Annotated in this window: 14 protein-coding genes and 1 pseudogene; 8 read left to right on the top strand and 7 right to left on the bottom strand. The window is 45.1% G+C overall.

Going from position 1 to position 20,596, the window contains the following annotated elements; all coding sequences use genetic code 11:
* Positions 1-97: 97 nt before the first annotated feature.
* Both NSS94_RS24050 and NSS94_RS24045 read left to right on the top strand, forming a co-directional pair.
* Positions 98-1,402, top strand: coding sequence for an ABC transporter substrate-binding protein (locus NSS94_RS24050; protein WP_039271867.1), 1,305 nt, complete (start codon positions 98-100; stop codon positions 1,400-1,402).
* Between the two features lie 319 nt (positions 1,403-1,721).
* Entirely contained in the window at positions 1,722-2,750 is a 1,029-nt protein-coding gene (locus tag NSS94_RS24045; protein WP_341040294.1) for an NADH:flavin oxidoreductase/NADH oxidase, read from the top strand.
* A 94-nt stretch (positions 2,751-2,844) separates the two neighbouring features.
* Here the strand turns inward: NSS94_RS24045 and NSS94_RS24040 are convergent, their stop codons facing one another.
* The 3 genes from NSS94_RS24040 to papA all read right to left on the bottom strand — a co-directional run bounded on the left by NSS94_RS24040 (position 2,845) and on the right by papA (position 6,392).
* Positions 2,845-4,572, bottom strand: coding sequence for an ABC transporter ATP-binding protein (locus NSS94_RS24040; protein WP_341040293.1), 1,728 nt, complete (start codon positions 4,570-4,572; stop codon positions 2,845-2,847).
* Positions 4,573-4,688: 116 nt separating this feature from the next.
* Positions 4,689-6,092 carry a PapB family radical SAM/SPASM ranthipeptide maturase gene (papB, locus tag NSS94_RS24035; protein ID WP_341040292.1) on the bottom strand — a complete coding sequence of 468 codons (1,404 nt, stop codon included), beginning with the start codon at positions 6,090-6,092 and terminating at the stop codon, positions 4,689-4,691.
* Positions 6,093-6,242: 150 nt separating this feature from the next.
* Positions 6,243-6,392: a freyrasin family ranthipeptide gene (gene papA / locus NSS94_RS24030; protein WP_341040291.1), complete on the bottom strand. Its 150-nt coding sequence runs from the start codon at positions 6,390-6,392 to the stop codon at positions 6,243-6,245.
* Positions 6,393-6,692: 300 nt separating this feature from the next.
* Here papA and NSS94_RS24025 point away from each other — a divergent pair, with 300 nt between their 5' ends.
* The 4 genes from NSS94_RS24025 (at position 6,693) to NSS94_RS24010 (ending at position 9,363) form a co-directional block, all read left to right on the top strand.
* A complete protein-coding gene (locus tag NSS94_RS24025; protein ID WP_341040290.1) occupies positions 6,693-7,619 on the top strand; it encodes an ABC transporter ATP-binding protein in 927 nt (308 codons plus the stop codon).
* The gene (locus NSS94_RS24020) at positions 7,612-8,322 is read left to right on the top strand and encodes an ABC transporter permease (RefSeq protein WP_049817042.1); all 711 of its coding nucleotides are present in this window, start codon (positions 7,612-7,614) and stop codon (positions 8,320-8,322) included. Before NSS94_RS24025 ends, NSS94_RS24020 begins: the two co-directional genes overlap by 8 nt.
* A 28-nt stretch (positions 8,323-8,350) precedes the next feature.
* Positions 8,351-9,088 (top strand): ABC transporter permease, encoded by a 738-nt coding sequence (locus tag NSS94_RS24015; protein ID WP_029518749.1) that lies wholly within the window; start codon positions 8,351-8,353, stop codon positions 9,086-9,088.
* A 161-nt stretch (positions 9,089-9,249) separates the two neighbouring features.
* On the top strand, positions 9,250-9,363 hold the full coding sequence (locus NSS94_RS24010) for a putative holin-like toxin (protein WP_016822651.1): 114 nt from the start codon (positions 9,250-9,252) through the stop codon (positions 9,361-9,363).
* A 181-nt stretch (positions 9,364-9,544) separates the two neighbouring features.
* Here the strand turns inward: NSS94_RS24010 and NSS94_RS24005 are convergent, their stop codons facing one another.
* The 3 genes from NSS94_RS24005 to NSS94_RS23995 all read right to left on the bottom strand — a co-directional run bounded on the left by NSS94_RS24005 (position 9,545) and on the right by NSS94_RS23995 (position 17,847).
* The gene (locus NSS94_RS24005; RefSeq protein WP_341040289.1) at positions 9,545-13,135 is read right to left on the bottom strand and encodes a family 14 glycosylhydrolase; all 3,591 of its coding nucleotides are present in this window, start codon (positions 13,133-13,135) and stop codon (positions 9,545-9,547) included.
* Between the two features lie 306 nt (positions 13,136-13,441).
* The gene (locus NSS94_RS24000) at positions 13,442-15,613 is read right to left on the bottom strand and encodes an alpha-glucuronidase family glycosyl hydrolase (protein WP_341040287.1); all 2,172 of its coding nucleotides are present in this window, start codon (positions 15,611-15,613) and stop codon (positions 13,442-13,444) included.
* A gap of 35 nt (positions 15,614-15,648) precedes the next feature.
* Positions 15,649-17,847 (bottom strand): glycoside hydrolase family 52 protein, encoded by a 2,199-nt coding sequence (locus NSS94_RS23995; RefSeq protein WP_340957352.1) that lies wholly within the window; start codon positions 17,845-17,847, stop codon positions 15,649-15,651.
* A gap of 166 nt (positions 17,848-18,013) precedes the next feature.
* Between NSS94_RS23995 and NSS94_RS23990 the strand changes: the two genes are divergently transcribed.
* Together NSS94_RS23990 and NSS94_RS26295 are read left to right on the top strand one after the other, a co-directional pair.
* A complete protein-coding gene (locus NSS94_RS23990) occupies positions 18,014-18,958 on the top strand; it encodes a helix-turn-helix domain-containing protein (protein WP_209947625.1) in 945 nt (314 codons plus the stop codon).
* A gap of 143 nt (positions 18,959-19,101) precedes the next feature.
* Positions 19,102-19,212: pseudogene (locus tag NSS94_RS26295) on the top strand (SDR family oxidoreductase); the annotation flags it as partial.
* A 147-nt stretch (positions 19,213-19,359) separates the two neighbouring features.
* Here NSS94_RS26295 and NSS94_RS23975 read toward each other — a convergent pair.
* A complete protein-coding gene (locus NSS94_RS23975) occupies positions 19,360-20,589 on the bottom strand; it encodes an MFS transporter (RefSeq protein WP_341040281.1) in 1,230 nt (409 codons plus the stop codon).
* Positions 20,590-20,596: the final 7 nt, after the last annotated feature.

The following is a 20,596-nucleotide window of genomic DNA, read 5'->3' as shown; positions in this document are numbered from 1 at the left end:
TTACCCTTAATGCTTCACTAATCTGCCTTTTTAAATTGGAGTATATTTTTTAGAATGATCGCATGGACGTTGATCACAAACAAATGGGGGAGTATCCATGTTAAAGAAGATGATGGCGTTATCCGGCAGTTTGCTTTTGACGGTCGGTTTGTTGAGCGGATGTGGAAGCAGCGGCGGCACGGATGCGTCGAAAGAAAGTGCTGGCGGCAAAGAAGATTTGAAAACGGTTACAATAAATATGTTCACAGCCTCACCGGAGTATACCGATGCCTTTAACGCGTATATCGAGGAGTATAAGAAGGTCAAACCTAACGTGAAGATCAATTTGGAGATCATGCAGGCAGACTACAACACGATTCTGAAGTCGAAAATAGCTTCAGGTAGTACACCGGATGTATTCCAAACGACGGCAGGAGGCGACATCGACACGTATGCGGATTATAGCGCCGATCTGACCAATGAGCCGCTAGCAGCAGCCATGACGGATGCTGTTCGAGCGAATATGAGTTCCAGTGACGGCAAAGTGCTCGGACTCCCGGTGAAGGGGAACCTGTTTTCGTTGATTTACAACAAAGATTTGCTTACCAAAGCTGGGATAACCTCCCCGCCAAAGACGATTGCAGAAATGCAGGACGCGGTCACCAAGCTGGAGGCGAAGGGCATTACTCCATTTGCGAACGCATATAAAGAGTGGTGGGTATGGAAGCACATCTTCATGCACTATGTAGATGCTGCTGCACAGGATGCAGGCGTGGAGTCGAAGCAGCTCGTTAGTGATTTTATCGCAGGTAAAGCAAAAATCAAGGACTACCCAGTGCTGTACAACAACTTCTTTAGCTTCATTGATTTGACGGTGAAACATGGCACAGATAAGCCGCTGGAACGGGACAGCAATGCGGGAGTAAGTGATTTTGCATCTGGAAAAGCTGCATTTATGACGGGTAAAGGTGCGTGGGATGAGGAAGCGATCAAGAAAATTAACCCTGATCTCAAGATTGGCATCATGGGGTATCCGGTGAGTGACAAAGCGGATCAATCGGTCATCATTACCGGTGCGGATCAGGCACTGCGTATCAATAAGGATTCCGAAGTATCGAAGGAAACGATTGAATTTTTCAACTGGCTGTACACTTCGGAATACGGTAAGAACTGGTTCTCCCAGGTAGCGAAGGTGATTCCTCCAATTAAGGATGCACCGCTTCCTGATCTGGAAATGCCTAAGGAAATGGAAAGCATTTTGAAAACGTCGAAGTCCGGTGATCTGTCTGTTAACTACTCCTTGGATACATTCCATCAAAAATTTGGCGAGCTGATGCAGGCTTATATCAGCGGCAACATGAACAAGGATCAGGCAGTTGCAGAGATTGAGAAGGCATGGGTCCAATTAGGCTCAGCGCAATAAACCTGGTTTCGCAGAGGCGTCCGTAAGGGCGTCTTTTTGTGTTAGAGTTAGGAGGTCGAGAGAGTGTGAACAAAAAAATATTTAATAATATTTAAATATTTACTTGCAAAAAGTTATTAGGTTGTGGATAATAGATTGTGTGCAATACATCTACAACCTTACGATATACATAATGACTGCACGGTGCAAATACGAGGGAGACCCCGGTTGGGGAATCTCTTTATTTCGTTTGGACTGTGCCGATTGTGCTTATAATAGACCGTGTAATTTGGAACGCATTTTTAGTTATGTGGTAGAGATGAAAAAGGAGATGAGCGTTTTGAAGACTTCGTTGTTTACACCGTATACAATCAAAAATTTGGAGTTAAAGAATCGTGTGGTCATGGCACCGATGTGCCAATACTCGGTCACAGCCAAGGATGGGATTCCGAATGATTGGCATCATGTTCACTACCTAAGCCGAGCAATTGGAGGCACGGGGCTGATTATTATAGAAATGACGGACGTGGAACCGGATGGACGAATTACCGATTATGATCTGGGCCTTTGGTCAGATGAACATATTCCGGCTTATAAGAAGCTGGTTGACGGTATTCATGCGCACGGGTCCAAGGTAGGCATTCAGATTGCTCACGCGGGCCGTAAAGCTGAGGATGCAGCAGAGCCGGTCGCTCCCTCGGCCATCGCATACCCGGATGCGAGTTATAAGCAGCCGCGCGCACTGACCACAGAGGAAGTCCGTGGCATGGTACAAAAATTCGCAGACGCCGCCCGGCGTGCGGTTCAAGCGGGCGTGGATACGATTGAGCTTCACGGTGCACATGGTTACTTGATTCACCAATTCCATTCGCCGGTTACAAACAAGCGTGATGACGTGTATGGTCAGGAGCTATCCCTTTTCGGCGTTGAAGTCATTCAGGCTGTGCGCAAGGAAATGCCTGCGGGTATGCCGTTAATCTTCCGCATCAGCGCGGTGGAATATGTAGATGGTGGATACGATGTGGATCATGCTATTGAGCTGAGCCGAGCATATCAGGCTGCAGGCGTAGACGTGATCCATGTCAGCTCGGGCGGAGAAGGACCGGCAGGCGCCAGAAAGCCAGGCAACTATCCGGGCTATCAAGTGCCGTTTGCTCGCCAAATCCGCGAGGCGCTGAACATCCCAGTCATCACCGTTGGCGCACTGGATGAACCGGCCTTGGCGCAGTCTGTTATCGGCAATGAGGATGCCGATCTGGTCGCTGTGGGACGCGGATTGCTGCGTGATCCATATTGGGCTACTCATGCAGCGGTGGCACTGCGCGGCGAGAAGCCTTCCATACCTGAACAATATCAACGTGGCTACTGAGGCCTAAGTAATCCCACGTTGTTTATATATAAACAAGGCACCTGCAACGAAGTGTACGCTTCGTCAGGTGCCTGTTTTGTTTTATGGATTGTCTTTATTTGTAGGATGGCTCCTGCACTCCATTTTGTAGAAAATCTTTTTGTTTCATATAAGAGTTAGAATAAGTGCTACTATAAGACATTAGATCCGCATGGCTGCCCTGCTCTACAATTTGACCATTTTGAATAACTAATATATGATCCGCATGAATGACCGTTTGGAATTTATGAGCGATAATGATGATAGTCCGTTTACCTTTAAGCTCATTTAAAAGTTGCAAGATTAGAGATTCAGTTTCAGCGTCAAGGGCAGAGGTCAGCTCATCCAAAATGAGCACAGGTGTATTGTGAAGCAATGCCCTTGCTATAGCCAGACGTTGTTTCTGGCCTACCGATAAGTCATATTTTCCAGAAATGACATTAGTGTTATATTTTTCGGGAAGGGATGAGATATAGTCATGTAACCCCACCTTCTTTGAAATATTAACAACTTCATCTAAAGTAGCATTTTTATTTCCGAAAGCAATGTTCTCGAATATGGTTCCTGTTGTTAATAATTCTTCTTGTGTGACTACCGCTATATTTTTGTAGAAGTAATTTTTATTCAAATCGTGTAATCTGTTATCGCCATAGAGGATCTCGCCCTTAGTCGGAATGACTTCCCCGGTTAGAAGCTTCACAATAGTCGTTTTACCAGATCCGCTTTCTCCTACGATACCTAACATTTGATTTTTTTTGATTTTAAATGAGATATCGTTAAGGACAGGAGTAAGATCGTTGTATGAAAAGGATATGTTTTTTATCTGAACTTCATTTTCCATACCTCCAATATTTGTGCCGTTCCAAACATCATTTAAATTGAAAAAGTTAAGAATCCTTTCAGCTGAAGCTATCGCTGATTGCACACCTACGTTTAATTGTGACAAGCGTGATACAGGTTGTAGCAACTTGACTATATATGTACTGAAAGCAACCAGTGTACCTAAAGTAATCTCTCCATAAATCAGTAAAAAACCTCCAATAACTAGTAAAAGTAAAGGGAAAAATCCGCTTAAAAAGTTACTGATTATACCTAGTAGCAGTTCTCGCGCAAAAAGTTTCTTCAAAATACGAACCAAAAGGATTTGTTCTCTGCAAAATAGGGCACTACTATATTTTTGACGGTTGAATCTGATTGCAGTCCATTTTTGTTTCAAACCTAACTGAAGGGTTTCTGTCATATTTTCATATTGTTTTTTGTAGGCCACATTTAATTGGTACACTTTCTTTTTGGAATTGTAGTATAAGAAAAAGTAAATAGGGATAAAGATCAGGGAGACCGTTGCCAGTTTCCAATTCATAAAATAGAGAACAACAACGGTTGCGACAATTGTCAGACAGTCCGTAAACATAGCTATAAATGCTTGATTTAGCAATCCAGTAAGAGCTTCAACATCATTATATAGTAAGGAAATAATTTTTCCGGTGGGCTGATAGCTTCGTAAATTTAGATTTTGTTGATGTATATCATTCCTCAATCGGAACTGTAATAAATTTTTGATTTTAAAAATAACTGAATCTCTCAGTGCTCCTGTCAATCCTCCACCAATTAGTAGCAATAAAAAAAGACTACCTAAATAGCTGATTTCTTTAGCTGAGAGTGTTTCTGTGGTATAGGAATCTATCAGCCGTTGCATTAAAATAGGTTGGTAGACCGTGAATAATATATTTATAACAATGATACAAAGTGCAATAATTTGAAGTGCTAGTAAAGGCTTAATGTATTTTTTGATTAGTTGGAACATAAAATAGGCCCTCCATATTTAGGGATAAAGCCAGATAAGATAGAATCAGAGTAGCTAGATCGGCATTGTTAATAAATGATATGAAGTCTTAGAGGCACAATGCCGAGTAGTTATTACTAACCAAAAAGGATGCTTCTTTGTTCCTGGGTAAGTTGGAGGTATAATTTTATAGTAGAGTTAATGAAGTTCTTAGTTACTTTGCAAAGTTTACCGACAGGTTGATTGACATTTCCGTTCTCCGCGAAGTTCTCTTGATGGCATCCACCACCACAAAGATTTTTGGCCCAACACTTTGAACAGGTGGTTCTATTTCTTACTGTTGAATCCTCAATGAAATTATACTGTTTGCTCAATGGATCTTCATCAAATAGATTGCCAATAGAGCATTCATCCTCGCCTACAAAACGATGGCAAGGGAACAAATTTCCCCTAACATCAACAGCGGCCGCATTCGTACCCGCTCCACAAAAGTGGAATCTAGGACCGCCGGAATGAATTTTACTAAGCATGCCAAGGACATTGGACATTTTTTTGGCTGTAACATAGTCTTCACGTTCCAGTAACTCTCGGAATTGCTCTACGAGTTTAACCATTTCTTTCGATAAAGTATCGTAATGCTCGTCCGATAGGGAATAAAGTGCTGGAGATAAATATATCTTTCTGAACCCCAGTTTCACTAAATGATCAAAAGATTTAGAAAGGTCAAGCTCTGCAGGAGTTACTGTACCGCGCGCGCCTATTTTACGATCATTTCTCATTTCTTCTGTACGCTTCAAGAGTAAATCGTAGGATCCTTGTCCACCTTTAAAAAAACGATTGAAGTTATGCGTTTTTTCATCACCATCTATGCTGGTCTGCACCGCAAAATGATGTTTGTAAAAAAAGTTTTTGATTTTAGGAGTGATAAGTGTACCATTTGTAGTTATTGAAAAAGAAAATTTCTTATTATGAATTTCGGATTGCTCATGAACATACTGCACCGTGTCTTGTATGAGAGGGAAATTTAACAAGGGTTCACCGCCGAAAAAAGTGATATTCAATTGCTCTATTTCACCCGATTGTTGGATCAGAAAGTCTACAGCTGATTTAGCAATCTCAGAAGTCATTTTCCCTTTTAGATTATATTCCCCTTCCTCTCCGTAACAGTAACTACATCTAAGATTACACTCTTGGATCATAAACAACGTTAGAGAGGAAAGCTTAAACACATTATGCGATTTATCAAGCACCCCCATTTTTTCAACATCTGATATGTTGGTATCTGTGGTAATAATGTATGCTTCCTTCATATTTTGGATGGCTTCTCTTACTTGTGATAATTCATAACGCTCCGCTAAATCCTTAACAACGTGCTCCTCGTTTTTGCCTTTACTATGTAGAATATCGATAATTAATGAGTCAATCTCAAATATGGCATTCGTTACGACGTTATAAAAGAAGGTTTTTGAGTCGACTTCAAACAATTTATAAGGGTGAAAATGAATGATTTCATCTTTTTTATCCTGAATCAGATTAACCATTTCAAAGACCTCACTTTTATTGTTGGGATATTTTAAGAAAGGGAAAACGGGATTAATTTTGTTTAATCCCGTTTTGAAAAAAGTATCAAAATAAATAAGACTTTATACTTTTATAAGTACAAAGTTAGATAAATGACCTTGAGAGTAATTCTAGGTATCCGTATATTTACAAAAATCAGACGCATCACATGCTGCACAATAATCTTTAGTATCACAGAAATAGCAGGAATCGTTTGCCGAGCAACCGTAAGCACGTACAGGCTCTTTAACTCCTGCAATGACGTTGATTTGCTTTAACATTTTCTTCACCTCCTTCTATTAAGCTATACGGAGTAAGGATATGTAAGTCATATAGAAATTATATACTCAAAAAGGGAAAAAATGTGTTACAAAATTTTGTATAATATTATTATTTTTTGTATTTTTTATGTGTATTTGAGCAACTTATATCACATCTCTAACTACTTTCAAGATGTAAAATAAAAAGTTTTGTTATATATGTAATAAAATATATAAAAAACTAAAGATGTATTTTTTTATTGATTCACTACTACAATAAATGTATGATAAATGGTGATTATTGTAATGGGAGGTTCAGAAATGGATTATATTATTGAAACGAAAAAGCTCCGTAAACAGTTTGGGATGTCAAAAGCCGTAGACGACATATCCTTACACGTGGAGCGTGGCAGTATCTATGGTTTCCTCGGTGAGAATGGAGCTGGCAAAACTACTACCATTCGCATGCTGATGAGGCTGATTGAGCCTACAAGTGGGGAGGTTTTTTTATTTGGCGAGCGGCTGGAGAAAAACTATCCTTCTATTTTCTCGAAAATAGGTGCAATTATCGAAACGCCAGGTTTATACGAAAATTTGAGTGCACGTGATAATTTAAGGATTTGCTGTATGTACATGGGGGTGCGGGATGATGGGAGAATTGAAAGAACATTAACTACTGTGGGATTAGAGCATACCGGCAAGAAGAAGTTTAAGGATTTTTCCCTAGGAATGAAGCAAAGATTAGGGATTGCGAGGGCGCTTGTTCATGACCCTGAGTTGCTCATATTGGATGAGCCGACCAACGGACTGGACCCATCTGGAATTAAGGAAATTCGTCAGCTGTTGAAGCGGTTGTGTGAGGAGAATGGGAAAACCATTCTTATTTCCAGCCACATCTTGAGTGAAATTCAGCAGTTAGCTACACACATCGGGATTATACATAATGGAAAGCTGTTAGCGGAAGATCGTTTGAGTCGGTTGGAGGAAGGTTTTGAGCAATACACAGATGTAAAGGTAGACGATGCAGAAGCAGTACAAACATTTCTGCAAGAGCACATAAAGCAGCTTCAATATGATGTGATATCCCCACAACAACTAAGAATTCATAGTCCGATTGAAAATACAGCCACCTTAAATAGACAGTTAATAGATCATCAGTTTTCGGTCTATGAGATACACACCTCAAAACAGACGCTAGAGGAGTACTTTTTGTCTCTCATTTCAGGAGAGGGTGGGCGACATGATTAGAGCAGAGCTCATTAAGCTTAAAGGTTCTAAAGCCTTCTTGTTGAGCTATATTATATTGCTGGCTGTTGTGCTGTTGGAATTCGCGACGAGCGCTATTTTTTACAGATATTCAATTGATAAACGGGGTTGGACCTACTATTTCGAGGGCATAGTTCTCTTCGTCAATGTTGCAGCCGGATTTATCAGTTACTACATATTAACCGGTCATATTTTTGCAAGAGAGTATCAGGAAAACACGCATCTGTTTATGTTTACCACGCCTGTCAACAGGATTAAATTTTATTTTAGTAAATTGATCATTATTTATGGATTTATTATTGTGTCCTTATTTCTCGTTCTGTTTTTGTCTGCATTATTAGGCATGTCCATTACAGATCGACCTTTAACGATGGCTATCTGGGTATACCAAATCCAAGTGTTTGCTAAAATGTGTGTGATGCATGCGATGTTAATCCCAATCGCCTCTTTTTTTGCTATACACTGGAAAAGTCTTATGGTGGTTGTACTCGTAGTTTGTACTGCTATATTTTTAAATTTTATATACAAAAGTGAATGGTACCCTTGGATTGTGCCCTATCTCTTATCTCCTAATGAAAGAAATGCGACTATACCTACCAATGTTTCAATAGCATGGCTCAGCTTATCCGTGATCTTTCTTCTTGGATTGTTTTTATCCATATGGACATATCAAAGAAGAGCCTAAATGAAGATTTTTTGAAAGGAGGGCTACTATGTTTGACCTGTTTAGAGCAGAGTGCTTGAAGCTGAAAGGAACTAAAATTCTTTTTCTAAGTGTGTTTATTTTAATAGCAACCGTATTTTTGACTTTTAGTACTTACGCCATAAATCCTAAACTTTCCTTGGATCGTGATGGATGGAATGAATACTTTATGGATTTGGTATCCTCCATTAATTTAATAACTGGATATATGAGCTATTACATTTTGACCTGCTATATCTATGCGAGAGAATACCAGGAGAACACTCATATTGCACTGTTTACAAACCCAGTTCGCCGAACTCGGATTTACTTCAGCAAGCTGCTCGTTATCTATATGTACATCGCTGTTAGCCTGCTGTTAGCATTTGTGCTATCTGCGATATTGGGTATGTTTATTACGGCCAGACCGCTAACCTTTGAAATCGTTATGTATCAGCTTGGGGTATTTGCTAAAATGATTCTTATGCACGCTATGCTCATCCCGATCATCACGTTCTTCGCTATTCGTTGGAAAAAATTTGTGCCTGCTATTATGGGAATGTGTACGGTCATGTGTTTAAATTTTGTTTTAATTAATATACCGGGGAATACCTTTTATCCATGGACAGTGCCGTTATTGTTTTCTCCCCATGGCGACATGGGCAGAACATTTACGTATGTTCCTGGTGGGGTCATCAGTATATGCTTCATTTTTGCGCTTGGGCTTTTTTTAGCGTTGAGAAGCTATACCCATATAGAGACACAGTAGAATGTGTAAGCAGCAAAGGACGATGAGTGTCCATATAAGATTGGCTGGATGAATCTGTAAAATGTTGTCGCTTAAGGACGGATTTACGTGCTATAATTCCAGTAACAACAGAATGGCTTAGGTGGGCGGTCGGCTAATCTCCCGGAAGGGAGGTGATGCCTGTGGAGGTTAAGGATGCTCTGACATTAATGATGATGTTCGGCACGCTATTAATAGCGTTGATCGGATTAATCGTTACGATTGTTATTGCGTTGAACCAAAACAAAAAGAAATAGACCGCCCTGCTCAAGGGGAAAACGGTCTATTTCTGTAGATCGCCTTTGAACAGCCGACCGCTCTTCAAAGCGGCTGTTGCCAAGAGTAGGGATGTTACCAGCATCCTTGCTCTTTTTTTAGTATATCCTTCTATAACTCATTTTAGCACATCTGAATAACCAATGTAACCGAATGGGACCGTTACTTGGTGAAAATTTTAACTTCCTTTGGAGCAAGAGTCACGGTAACCGAACCGTTGTTAATCTGAACGGAATCGTTGCCTAATTGGTTGGTCAGGCGAGTTCCGTTGGACAGATTATCGAAGTTGCCAATCGTGCGGGTTTGACTATTCCAGGAGTTGTTGATAAATACAATGGCCTCGTCGCCATTTTTAGAGCGCTGAAAACTGTAAAAGGAGTCGTCCACCCATTTTTCCTTTTGGCTGCCGTTTTGCAGAGCAGGGTGGTTGTTGCGCACATTGTTCAGCTTAGCGATGTACTGATACAGGTCATGGTTGGAGTTGAAAGCCATATTCTCCCGATTGCCGGGATCATCTCCGCCATTAAAGCCTTGCTCAGTACCTTGGTAGATGATTGGAATTCCGCGTGATGTCAGAGTAAAGCCCAAAGCAGTTTTGAGCTGTGGCCATTTGTCATAGTTAGCACCCGGCTTGCCGGAGGCGTCATTCAGGAAACGTTTTACATCATGATTGTCAATAAATACACCGTTGGTCTGGGCATCGCGATAGTAACGATCATCGGAGTAGCGTTCCTTGATTTTTCTCATGGATTGATCGTGTCCGAACACATCCTTGATTGTATAATACATCGGAAAATCCAATGCGGCATCGAGATATCGGGTGTAATCCCCCACATAAGCAGGGTCGCCATGGAAAATTTCACCCATGGTGAAGGTATTGGCGGCTTGGTCAAAATCCTTTAGAAAACCCTTCGGTACATGTTTGGCAGTATCCAACCGCAGTCCGTCGATGCCTGTCTCATTCAGCAGCCATTTGACCCAGTTTTTAAGCTCATTTGCAGTAGCGGGGTTTTCATGATTTAGGTCATCCAGTCCAGCCACATCACCGTTTTCAATTTTCCATTGGTTGTTAGAGTTGTAGTCCCCCTCTGTAATTTCACCATTATGATGATACCAATCTGTTTTATCAAAAGGGGCCTTGGCGATGCCGTTCCCCGGTTGGAAATCACCTGTGTGATTCACGACCACGTCCAGCATCACAGCGATATTTTTGTCATGTGCCTTACCAACCAGCTCTTTGAACTTGTCCATTGTACCGAGATGCCCGTCTACCGCATAAAAATCATACGTATGATAGCCGTGGTAAGCGTATTCACTTCTTTGCATCGTTACCGGGGTAATCCAGATCGCGGTAAACCCCATATTTTTAATGTAGTCGAGTTTGTTAATAATACCTTGAAAATCGCCACCATGCCACTTGCGTTGATCGCTGTTGTTGGAATTGAAGCCACCGTAGTTATCGTTGGACGGATCTCCGTTGCTGAAACGGTCTGTCATGATAAAATAAATACTTTGTTTGCTCCAGTCTGTGCCAAGGGGAGTGGGCTTGGAGAGGGTACCCGGATCTATAGGAGTGAAGGCGCCTAAAGGCGCCTCCGTTTGAGCAGTTACTTCAACTCCGTTAGAGTTGGGTGCATAGGTAGAAGTACTTACGTTTAAGGATACACCCGAAAGTTTTTCTGTTGGGATAGCTCCTGCCACTTCGTTGAGGTCGGTTGCGTAGGTAGAAGCCCCTACGCTGAGGACGCCCCCCGAAGGTGCCCCCGTTCGGATAGATCCTGCAGCCCCGTTCAAGCCGGGTGTGTAGGTAGAAGTTCCAGTGCTGAAAAGGTAGTTCTTCGAGTTATTGCTGTCCCAACTGTTATTGCCGTCATTAAAAGCAGCTTCCAATTGGGAGGCAGAACCGATATCGACGGTAATTTTGGCATAGCCGCTAATCTCGGCATCCTGCATTTTCACACCGGGTACGGCAGTCCAGTTTCCGTTAGCTGGGCGGTAGTGAATATAAGGCGAGTTAAAGCCTTTTTTGTAGTATACCGTTACCTTGTTAGTTGTACCGCCGCCATCCCCGGGAATCGTACCCGCTGGAGCGCCAGATGTGATCGTTCCCGCATTGCCGCTGTTACCGGGCGTGTACGTAGAAGTGCCCGTGCTGAAGGAGTAGTTTTTGGTGTTGTTGCTGTCCCAGTTGTTATTGCCGTCATTAAAAGCGGCTTCCAATTGGGAGGCAGAACCGATATCGACGGTAATTTTAGCATAGCCGCTAATTTCGGCATCCTGCATTTTCACACCTGGCGCTGCAGTCCAGCTTCCGCCAGCCGGACGGTAGTGAATGTAAGGTGAGTTAAAGCCTTTTTTGTAGTATATCGTTACTTTATTGCCTGTACCGCCATTATTGTCAGGCTTGGCTTTGCTGATGATATATTGTTTGAATCCACTCAACTCACCGGTTGGTGAGCCATCATTGTTGACGAGATTGTTGATGCGCAATAACGTAAACCCGTGATAACCGAACTTCGTGATTTTCTCCTCGATTTTTTGGAAGCCGCTGCCGCCTGTCGGGAGTGCATTTTCACCATTCAGGCGAACACCCTTGGCATTCGCGATGGAGGAGACGGTATCAACCAGGGTGGACGGCAAGGAATAATTCGGTGCTGTGCCACTGTCACTCATCTCCAGGCAAGTAAATGTCAAGTCTAGATCGGCATCCTTGAATTTCTGAATGAGACGGTTGTAATCATAATATCCACCTGCTTGTTCTGTGCTGTGCGGCATAGCAGGATTGTTCATTTGCCAGTGCAGACCGGAAACTTTGGCTCCGATCCGGACACCAAACACAGAATCGAAGTTTTTGTGGGCCGCTGCTCCGATGACGCCCAGATGCTTCTCAAGTACACTTTGGTACCACGACAGAAAATCCTTTCCATATGTGGAATTATATCCGCCGTTCGTGTAAAATCCGTCCCCATCGGTCGGTGGATTGATTTGGCTAAGACTGCTCAGCTTGGTGCCCCAAGCAGCATTAATCTTGTCCAATGATCCGTACTTGTCATTCATAGCTGTGCGGAATGCATTTTTGGCTGTTTCAGTATAAGCTTGGAACTTGCCTCGTCCCGGGTAGCTCCACCCTGCTGCTGGATAGTAGGACGGATAGCGCAATTCCCCAGAAGGACCGCCGCTCAAATAAATTTTGGGAATGATACTTTTATATCCGGCAAAGTTTTCAGCGAATGAGGCATACAGCTCGTCATATTGTTTACCGGTTCCGCTCCACAATGGGGAGAGGGCTTCACTATTGGCATAGCCGTTTTCGTCCTTGAATTGCATTTCATCTGCACTGCCCTTGCTCGGCAGCCAGCTTGGCAGTGGGATGTTACAGTCATCTCCCACATTTCCTCCACACTTATGCGTAGAGATAATAGGAACCCACTTCAGTCCCGCTTCTTTCACGGCATTTGCATAGGTCTTGTAGTAGCTCCAATCGAACTGGTTATCTCCTGCGCTCTCCACATAGCCCCACCAGACGTCGGTAGTGATGGCATACACGCCATTGTTTTTCAACGTTTGTAGCTGCTTTTTAAAGGAACCCCAGTCATTGATTTTCGCCAGCGGTCCCATGACGGAAGCTTGAAAATCATCTGCAACCGCTGCGCTCGCCGTATTAGAGGGTGAGCCAATGAAGGCAGTCAGAGACAGCACAAGGCTTAGTAGAAGCATACACCCTTTTTTCCATAGACTTCGATACAAGGTCAAACCGATCATCCTCCCCAAAGCATAGTCTAATTCGACAACATTTTGTAAACGTCTACAAAAATAGTATAAAGCAAGCGGTTGCATAAAAAGAAGAATTTATTGCGCACTCAAGGTGGACAAATATGACATTTTACGTAAGCAACCGTGTGCCTAAAAGTCTACAGGCAAAAAAATAAGGCATAGGTCTGAGGAGACGCATGCCCTTTAGTGATGTGCGGATAGCCAAGCCAGTATAGGAGAAAATGAACCTAAGCGTATAAAAGTCTTGTTCCAGTCTGTATGGAAAGTATTGCCGAGACAGCCTGCTTAATAAATAGAGCGATCCTTCTGGTCGGCAATGCCGCTTTTACGGTAGAAATACGTATTGATCCGATCCCGCCATTCTTTGGCATGCTCAGACTGATGCTCCAGCCGCTCCAACACCTGTTCATACATGGTATCATTCAGCTGCCCTCGTAGACTAACCCATGTGTCTCGAAGATGGGCCGCACGTTCTGCACCTTCAAAATGGGTATCATAAATGTGCTGTATGATAGTTTGGCCGGAATGGAGCAAGTGTGTATAAGGAACATGGTGAAAGAATAAGAGCAGCTCATCCGGACAGGTGTCCGTAGATTCATAGATATCGGCATGGGGAGCAAAATATTGTCCTGCATAGCCGGTCCCGGTTGCGGTCGTGCGATCTACTCCAATCCCTCGGCAATCAGCAAAATGGTAGGTTCCCCACTTGGAATATTCGTACCCGTCTACATCCGGCCCATAGTGGTGATCGGGACTGACCATCCAGCCGACCCCCAGAGGGGCGGTGTAGGATTCGTAGATATTCCATGAATCGAGCAGCATCTGCTTAATGGTAGAAATTAAATCTGTGTCGCCTTCGCTATTCCCTTGTCTGCCAAACGTCAGCCGAACCCACTCATCAGCGATTTCGTCCGCAGACAGCTCCGGGTCCCATGCCAGTCGACCATAGCCATAAAGATTGGACTGGGCGAGCAAATGTCCGGTCCAATTGGTGTCTGCACCAATATTGGATACAGCGGCTATTCCATAGTTGGTAGGTTTGGGAGAATGCAGGGCGCCACTCACAATACGCTTGATGGTGGAGCCTTTTCCTTGGGCATAGGTGTCAAAATCCAATACCTCCTTCCATTGGGGAACAAGGTAACATAGATGCTTCTGTTGGCCGGTGTACTCTTGTGCAATTTGAAATTCCAGCAGTACCTGAGTGGATTCCAGCGCACCGAACAGGGGGGAGACAGGCTCCCGCACCTGAAAATCCATGGGACCATTTTTGATCTGTAAAATGACATTTTCTCGAAACAGCCCATCCAGCGGTTTAAAATGGTCAAAGGCTGCGCGAGCCCGATCCGTCTTGCGATCGCGCCAGTCCTGCTTGCAGTTGTAGACAAAGCAGCGCCAAATCACACGTCCGCCATAGGGCTGCAACGCATCTGCCAGCATATTGGCTCCATCGGCGTGATGGCGCCCGTAGCTGAACGGTCCGGGCCGATTTTCGGAATCGGCTTTGACCACAAAACCACCCAGATCAGGAACGGCGGCGTAAACTTCCTGGGCTTTGGTCTGCCACCATTCAGCTACAGCTGGTTCCAAGGGATCGGCTGTAGTTAACCCGCCGAGCTGAATAGGACTGGCATAGTTAATGCTCAAGTAGATCTGTATGCCATAGGCGCGGAATACCGCAGCTACTTTGGCCACATCCGGTAGGAATTTATCTGTAATCAGCTCGGTTTCTACCTGATGGACATTCACATTGTTAATGGATAGCGCTTGAATGCCTACAGAAGCGAGTAGACGGGCATAGTCTCGCAGGCGCTCCATATTTGCAGTAAAGGCATTATTGTCGTAGAAAATGGACCCACCCGCATACCCGCGTTCAATACTACCATCCATGTTATCCCAGTGGTTGATCATACGGATGGGATTAGCTGGATTAGACAATAGGTCTAGAAGGGGAGCGTGCAATGATTCCTCGGCGGCGGGTTTCAGTTTGCCGTCTAATCCTCCTTGAAGGTAGCGCAGCAGATGAAAGACTCCATACAATACGCCTTTGGAGGTCTGCCCCGCGACTATAACGTACGGTCCTTTGAACTCATCGTTACTGTGCAAAGCTGAATATGCCGGATCTGGCATCTCTAGCCCGCGAATTCGGTAGCCTTCCGCGCCCACTTCTGCCTGTTCCGTCGCACTGAATCGTTCTGCGACCAAAGGATGCGTTGGGAACGTACCCAGCGCAATGAATGGCGCATTTACAGGAACGGTACTGATTTTCGGCTGCTGTCCAAACATGGAGGTCAATCCGTGCTGAAGCTCACTCGCAGCCGATTGAAGCACTTCATCTGTCTCATGGACCACGATGACCCTGCACCAGGCGGGCAGCTTTTGTACCTTACTATTGCGGCTGTAATGCAGCCAAGCCGCATAGCCGCTTTCTTTTGGCATATCCATAAGCTTGCTCATATTGGAGCCTCCTTTTGGGCAGGTGAAGATGATCCTCAGACATGCTGTTTCTGATCCTGACTCATATGCTCTGGGAGAGTCAGACGGTTGCCGTTGCCTTCATACAGCCACAAAATAGCGGTAACTCCGCGCGGATAATATTTACTGCCATGGGCAATACCGGAGAGTATCTGATCGCTCCAGCACCAATAGGATTCTTCAGGGTGAAGAAGCCATGAGACGTGGGCAGCGTCTGCGGCCTGCCCAGCTTCTTCCCAAGGCAGTTCCAGCAGCTCGCGGGCAATAAACTGTGACAGATAGATTTTGCTCAGCCAGGAGTTGTTACTGGTCGAGGACAGCTTCCAGCCTCCGTCTTCAAACAGACAAACTCCCGGTACCAGTACAGTTTCCAAATGGCGCCGCAGTGCTTGGATATATCCACCGAACCGTCCATCAGGCTTAAGCGCAGCCTCACATCCTGTAAAGTAAGGGAAGATCAGTCCCTCAATGGCAGGAATAATCTGCGAGTCATTACCTTCCTGAATAACTGCTGGAATATAGCCCTTGTCTGTCATATGTGCTGTGATCGCTGCTGCGCATTTGTCTGCCTGTAAGCCAGCCTCCTGTGAAAGGGAGTTAAGCCCTTTTGAGGCAAATATCTTTTCCAGAGCAACATATACAGCCCAGCATTTGCTGCCCAGATAGATGTTGTTGCGGGACTGACCCAGAGATACGTCCAGACTGTCGTAGGTCGTAATTTCCGCGCCTCCCCGGGTTCTAGAGCTGTCCAAGCCCATCAAGCCGTTTCGTTGTGCCGGGTCGGGGTGATCCCGTCGTAGCATGCTTTCGAAGCAGTCACACAAAACAGGTAGCATACGTGTCGTAAATGACTGATCCTGTGTCTGCTCGATATATACCGTGACGCAGCAAAGCCAGTTCACCAGTTCCTCGTGGCTCATGTAAGAGAAGCAGTCGTCAATCCCTGCCAGCTCATAACAGGAGTATCCCTGCCGGGAGAACACGTTGGCTACGCCCATATCATGGGTAAACGTGATACCACCGGGATAGGTCTGTTCCTCTCCCGGAAAGCGTACCTCATCCCGATAGCTGTACCTTTGGACAAACCACTCCAGCTCGTTGCGTACCGTCCATGGATTCAAAATCAATTCATAATAAAGCTGATCCGCCGTCAGATCGAGGGTATTCATCATCCGATACTCGCCTTCGTTCACAATCCAGATCGGTTCTCCGTCCGCTTGGTGACTCAGCAGTTGAGTACTGCCGTAGTAGCTGTGGATCGCCTGAGCGAGCATAAATTTCTGGTCCGGGCTCAGGTCTGCCGACTCCATCCAGCGATTAGCCTGAACACAGGCTGCAGTCAGGTCTGTAAAATGCTTCAACGCATAGTTTCCCACGTCCTCAATATCCTTGAACAGCTGGGTATAGTAATACGACGCTTCGATGCCTGTTGTCACAATGCCGCCGCGATAGAAGCATATGGCGAAGGCATATGTGCGCTTCTCACCTGCGGGAACGTCCATCAGGAGCGCACCCGTCGTGCCCAGGCCAAAGGATAAATTCTCGGCCATGGTCTCCCCAAGCAGCTTCTCCATTGCAAATCCGCTGGCAGGTACTGCTTCGCTGCTGTTGGTCACAATGGCTGTACTGCGCCCTTGGCCGATGCCTGTGAGTCTTTCCTCCAATGGGGTAGAATCCGTAGTGTCCCTGCGCGGATCTTCTCCTATAATGCGTATGCCGCTATACGGATCACTGCCCTGATAGCCGAAAAAAGCTCTTCGCGCTGCAGTCCCCTGCGTGTTATCGACGGTTAGCTCGGCGAATACCGCCGGAACCAACGCTGCTCGCAGTTCATCCATACCTGCGGTTCCCGGCTCGGGTACCGGGCGAACAGGAGAGTACAGCCGGAACGTCAAATCGCCGGCCTGCCATGTATCCGTTCCTACTTTTAGCTCACGGGTAATGTCGGAATCAGCAAAGGCCATAAGCTGCGGTTCCGTTCGTTTACCCTTTTTCTCCACGTCGTAGCGGGCACTTTCATCCTGTGTGGATGCAAAGAAGGGAAGCGCCTCGTATGATTCGCCATCTCTGGATTGCAGCCCGATATATACATTTTCGTCGGCAGGCTTGCCCAGCTCCAAACCAAGTCCGCCGCGATTACCCTTAAACCCAAGTGTAAAGCTGGAAAAAGAACCGATAGGTGCATGCTGTGTGTTATAAAATATATTTTTCGACATATAATGAAACCCCTTTCATGATAAAGTTCAACTTTGATTAACTTCACTTAGAGCCTAGCATGTCATGTGGTGGGGAACCATTGTCAAATCGCTCAACTATTTATCCAAATCGCGCTGAAGGCGATATACTGGGGTATATCCATGTAAGTAAGCCAGGAGGGAAAACATGTCGTCACCACGTTTACCGAAGCGTCCCCATCATCCGGACCTTACAGCTGCCGGAGAGGAATTCTTTTTTCCCGATGTGCGGACCACAGTCAATCTGTTTGCCATTCATACACGAAGTGTGGGAAGAGACTGGAGCTATCCGCCACACGAGCATCCTCAATATGAAATTAACATCGTGCTTGCGGGAGAACAGATCATGGTTGTGGATGGTCGTAGCTATACCCAGCGACAGGGTGATCTGGTGCTGCTGCGTCCGGGGATTGTTCACTCCAGTCATAGTAACGGAGAGGGATTTACGTATTTTTGTATGCATTTCGACATTGATGATAAGCTGTTTCTCTCGCTGCTGAGTCGTCTGGAGCAGGTGCTGTTTCCAGCTGAAGGCACAGTGGCAGGGCAGATGGGACCAGCGCTGGGCAAGTTGCTCGATCTTTCAACGCCGGAAGACATAGGAATTGGTAGTGATTCGGTGGCAAAGCGAATGCGGATTCAATCTGCTGTGTTTGAACTGTTCGCAACGTTGTGGGAGGCTGTATCCAGCGAAGCCGCTCATCTGCCGGGGCGTGGATATGTGCAGGCAGAGCTTGCCCATCAGATTGCCAGTCGTCTTCAGGGCAGAGTGAATCAGCCCTATGGGCAGGCTGGCTCGGTGGAAAAACAGGATGGGATCGAGGGGATTTCATCCGAGCTAGGTATTAGCGTATCCCATTGTAATCGTGTATTCCGTAGTGTTTTCGGCGTTTCTCCCCGTGTATATCTATCCGGGCTTGTGCTGCATGAGGCCAAGTTGCTGTTGGCTGATCCGCAATGGTCGGTGCAACAAATTGCCGATATGCTCGGCTATGGGGATATTGCGCATTTTAGCAGACAGTTCAAGCGCTGGTCGGGCCAATCGCCGACATCCTATCGCAAAAGCTCGGTGCAGGAAAGCCCATCTGAATAAAAATAAGTATTCCTTTAAAATAGTTATGATATGATCCCCATAGAGTAGCTGAGAATAATACGAATTTACATAATCAACATGCTTAATAATCAAATAGAGGAAGAGGTTCAGGCGTTTTTTGAAAAAGTCGGAGCATTCGACCATCTGTTTACCACCGGGGTGGGTATAATGAGGGAATCGCACATGCTGTGTTGTATCTGATGACGAACAAGTTTACCACCGGAAGCGTGCTGTTCCCAGATGGCGGTTATACGTTGATTCAATTCGCAACGAAGTGCAGATTTCATTCTGATCCAATCCGACAGGCAGGAATAAATCATTAAACAAAAACCGGTTCAACCCCATACAAAGTGGTTGACCGGTTTTTTTTATGATAACAGGCTTGGCCCTCTTGCAACTTTTTAGTTTTGCACATCTAACCTTTTATATTTTCGAAAAATACGTGGATAAATTGCTCTAGTCCCGATACATACCATCGCCAGCATGGCGAACAGCAAACCGCTCCACAGCGTCCCCTGGATGCCCGCTCTGGCAATAAACCATCCCCCTGCCAGCGAGCCCAGTGAAACCCCCAGGTTAATAAACGAGATGTAAAGACTGTTGGCAAACGCGGGAGCTTCTTTGGCCTCATCAATCACCCAAATCTGGGCGACAATCAGTCCGCTGGTATGAACGGCCCCCCACACAATAATGATGAAGAGCGTAGGAATAAATGAAGAACTGATCCCGTACAGCAGCAAATAGGTGCCCCCCAAGACTACTGGATGAAAAAGAGCGGTGCGAACCTTATGCAAGCCCATGAGCTTGCCAGCCAATAGATTGCCGAGCATTCCGCCGATGCCGAAAATAATAAGCAGAAAACTGATAACATTGCTGCTCATCCCTGTGTTTTGCCCCAAATATTCGGCAGAATAGCTATACACCGAGAACATGGCTGCAAATATAAAAGTAGCTGCCCCGATATTGAGCCACAGCGGTATTTTACGCAAAATGCCAAGCTGCTTCCGGTAGGAGAACATTTCGGCTTGTGGTGTATCCGGCAGCATGAATAAAATACCAATCCCTGCAATCCCATTCGCTACCGCAGTAAACCAGAAGGAGGCCTCGTATGAAATTTGATTGGCGATATAGGCCGTAATTGGAATACCGAGTACCATTCCCATGCTCGTGCCGAGAAAGGCCTTGGCGGAAGCTTGCGTTGCCTTTTCCGGGGGATACAACGCAGTAGCAGCGACAAAGGCAAGCGAGAAATACACCGGGTGAAACAGAGCCGGAATGATACGTAAAATCACTAGTATATAAAAGTTGGATGTATAGGCTGACAGCAAGCTTGTTATGGTAAAAACAAACAACGACATTGTCATGATTCGCTTGCGGTTAAACCTGGACATCAATAGCACCATGAAGGGACCGAACAGCGCGATGATCAATGCAAATGAACTGACAAGAAACCCGGCCTGAGCTGCCGTAATATGAAAACGTTCAATGATGACCGGCAAAATGCCAACTACACCGAACTCAATCGTGTATACACCGAATAGGCCAAGCGCAATGAAAAGCAGAGGCTTACTATATTTCATTAGTTTCATTCCCTCTCCATGTCTTCCTGCTTTACGTCCTTGATTTTGCATGCTAATA

Origin of the sequence: Paenibacillus sp. FSL L8-0644, from assembly GCF_038008165.1 — a bacterium.
Classification (GTDB): domain Bacteria; phylum Bacillota; class Bacilli; order Paenibacillales; family Paenibacillaceae; genus Paenibacillus; species Paenibacillus polymyxa_D.
This window is presented reverse-complemented; position numbering and strand designations above follow the sequence as displayed.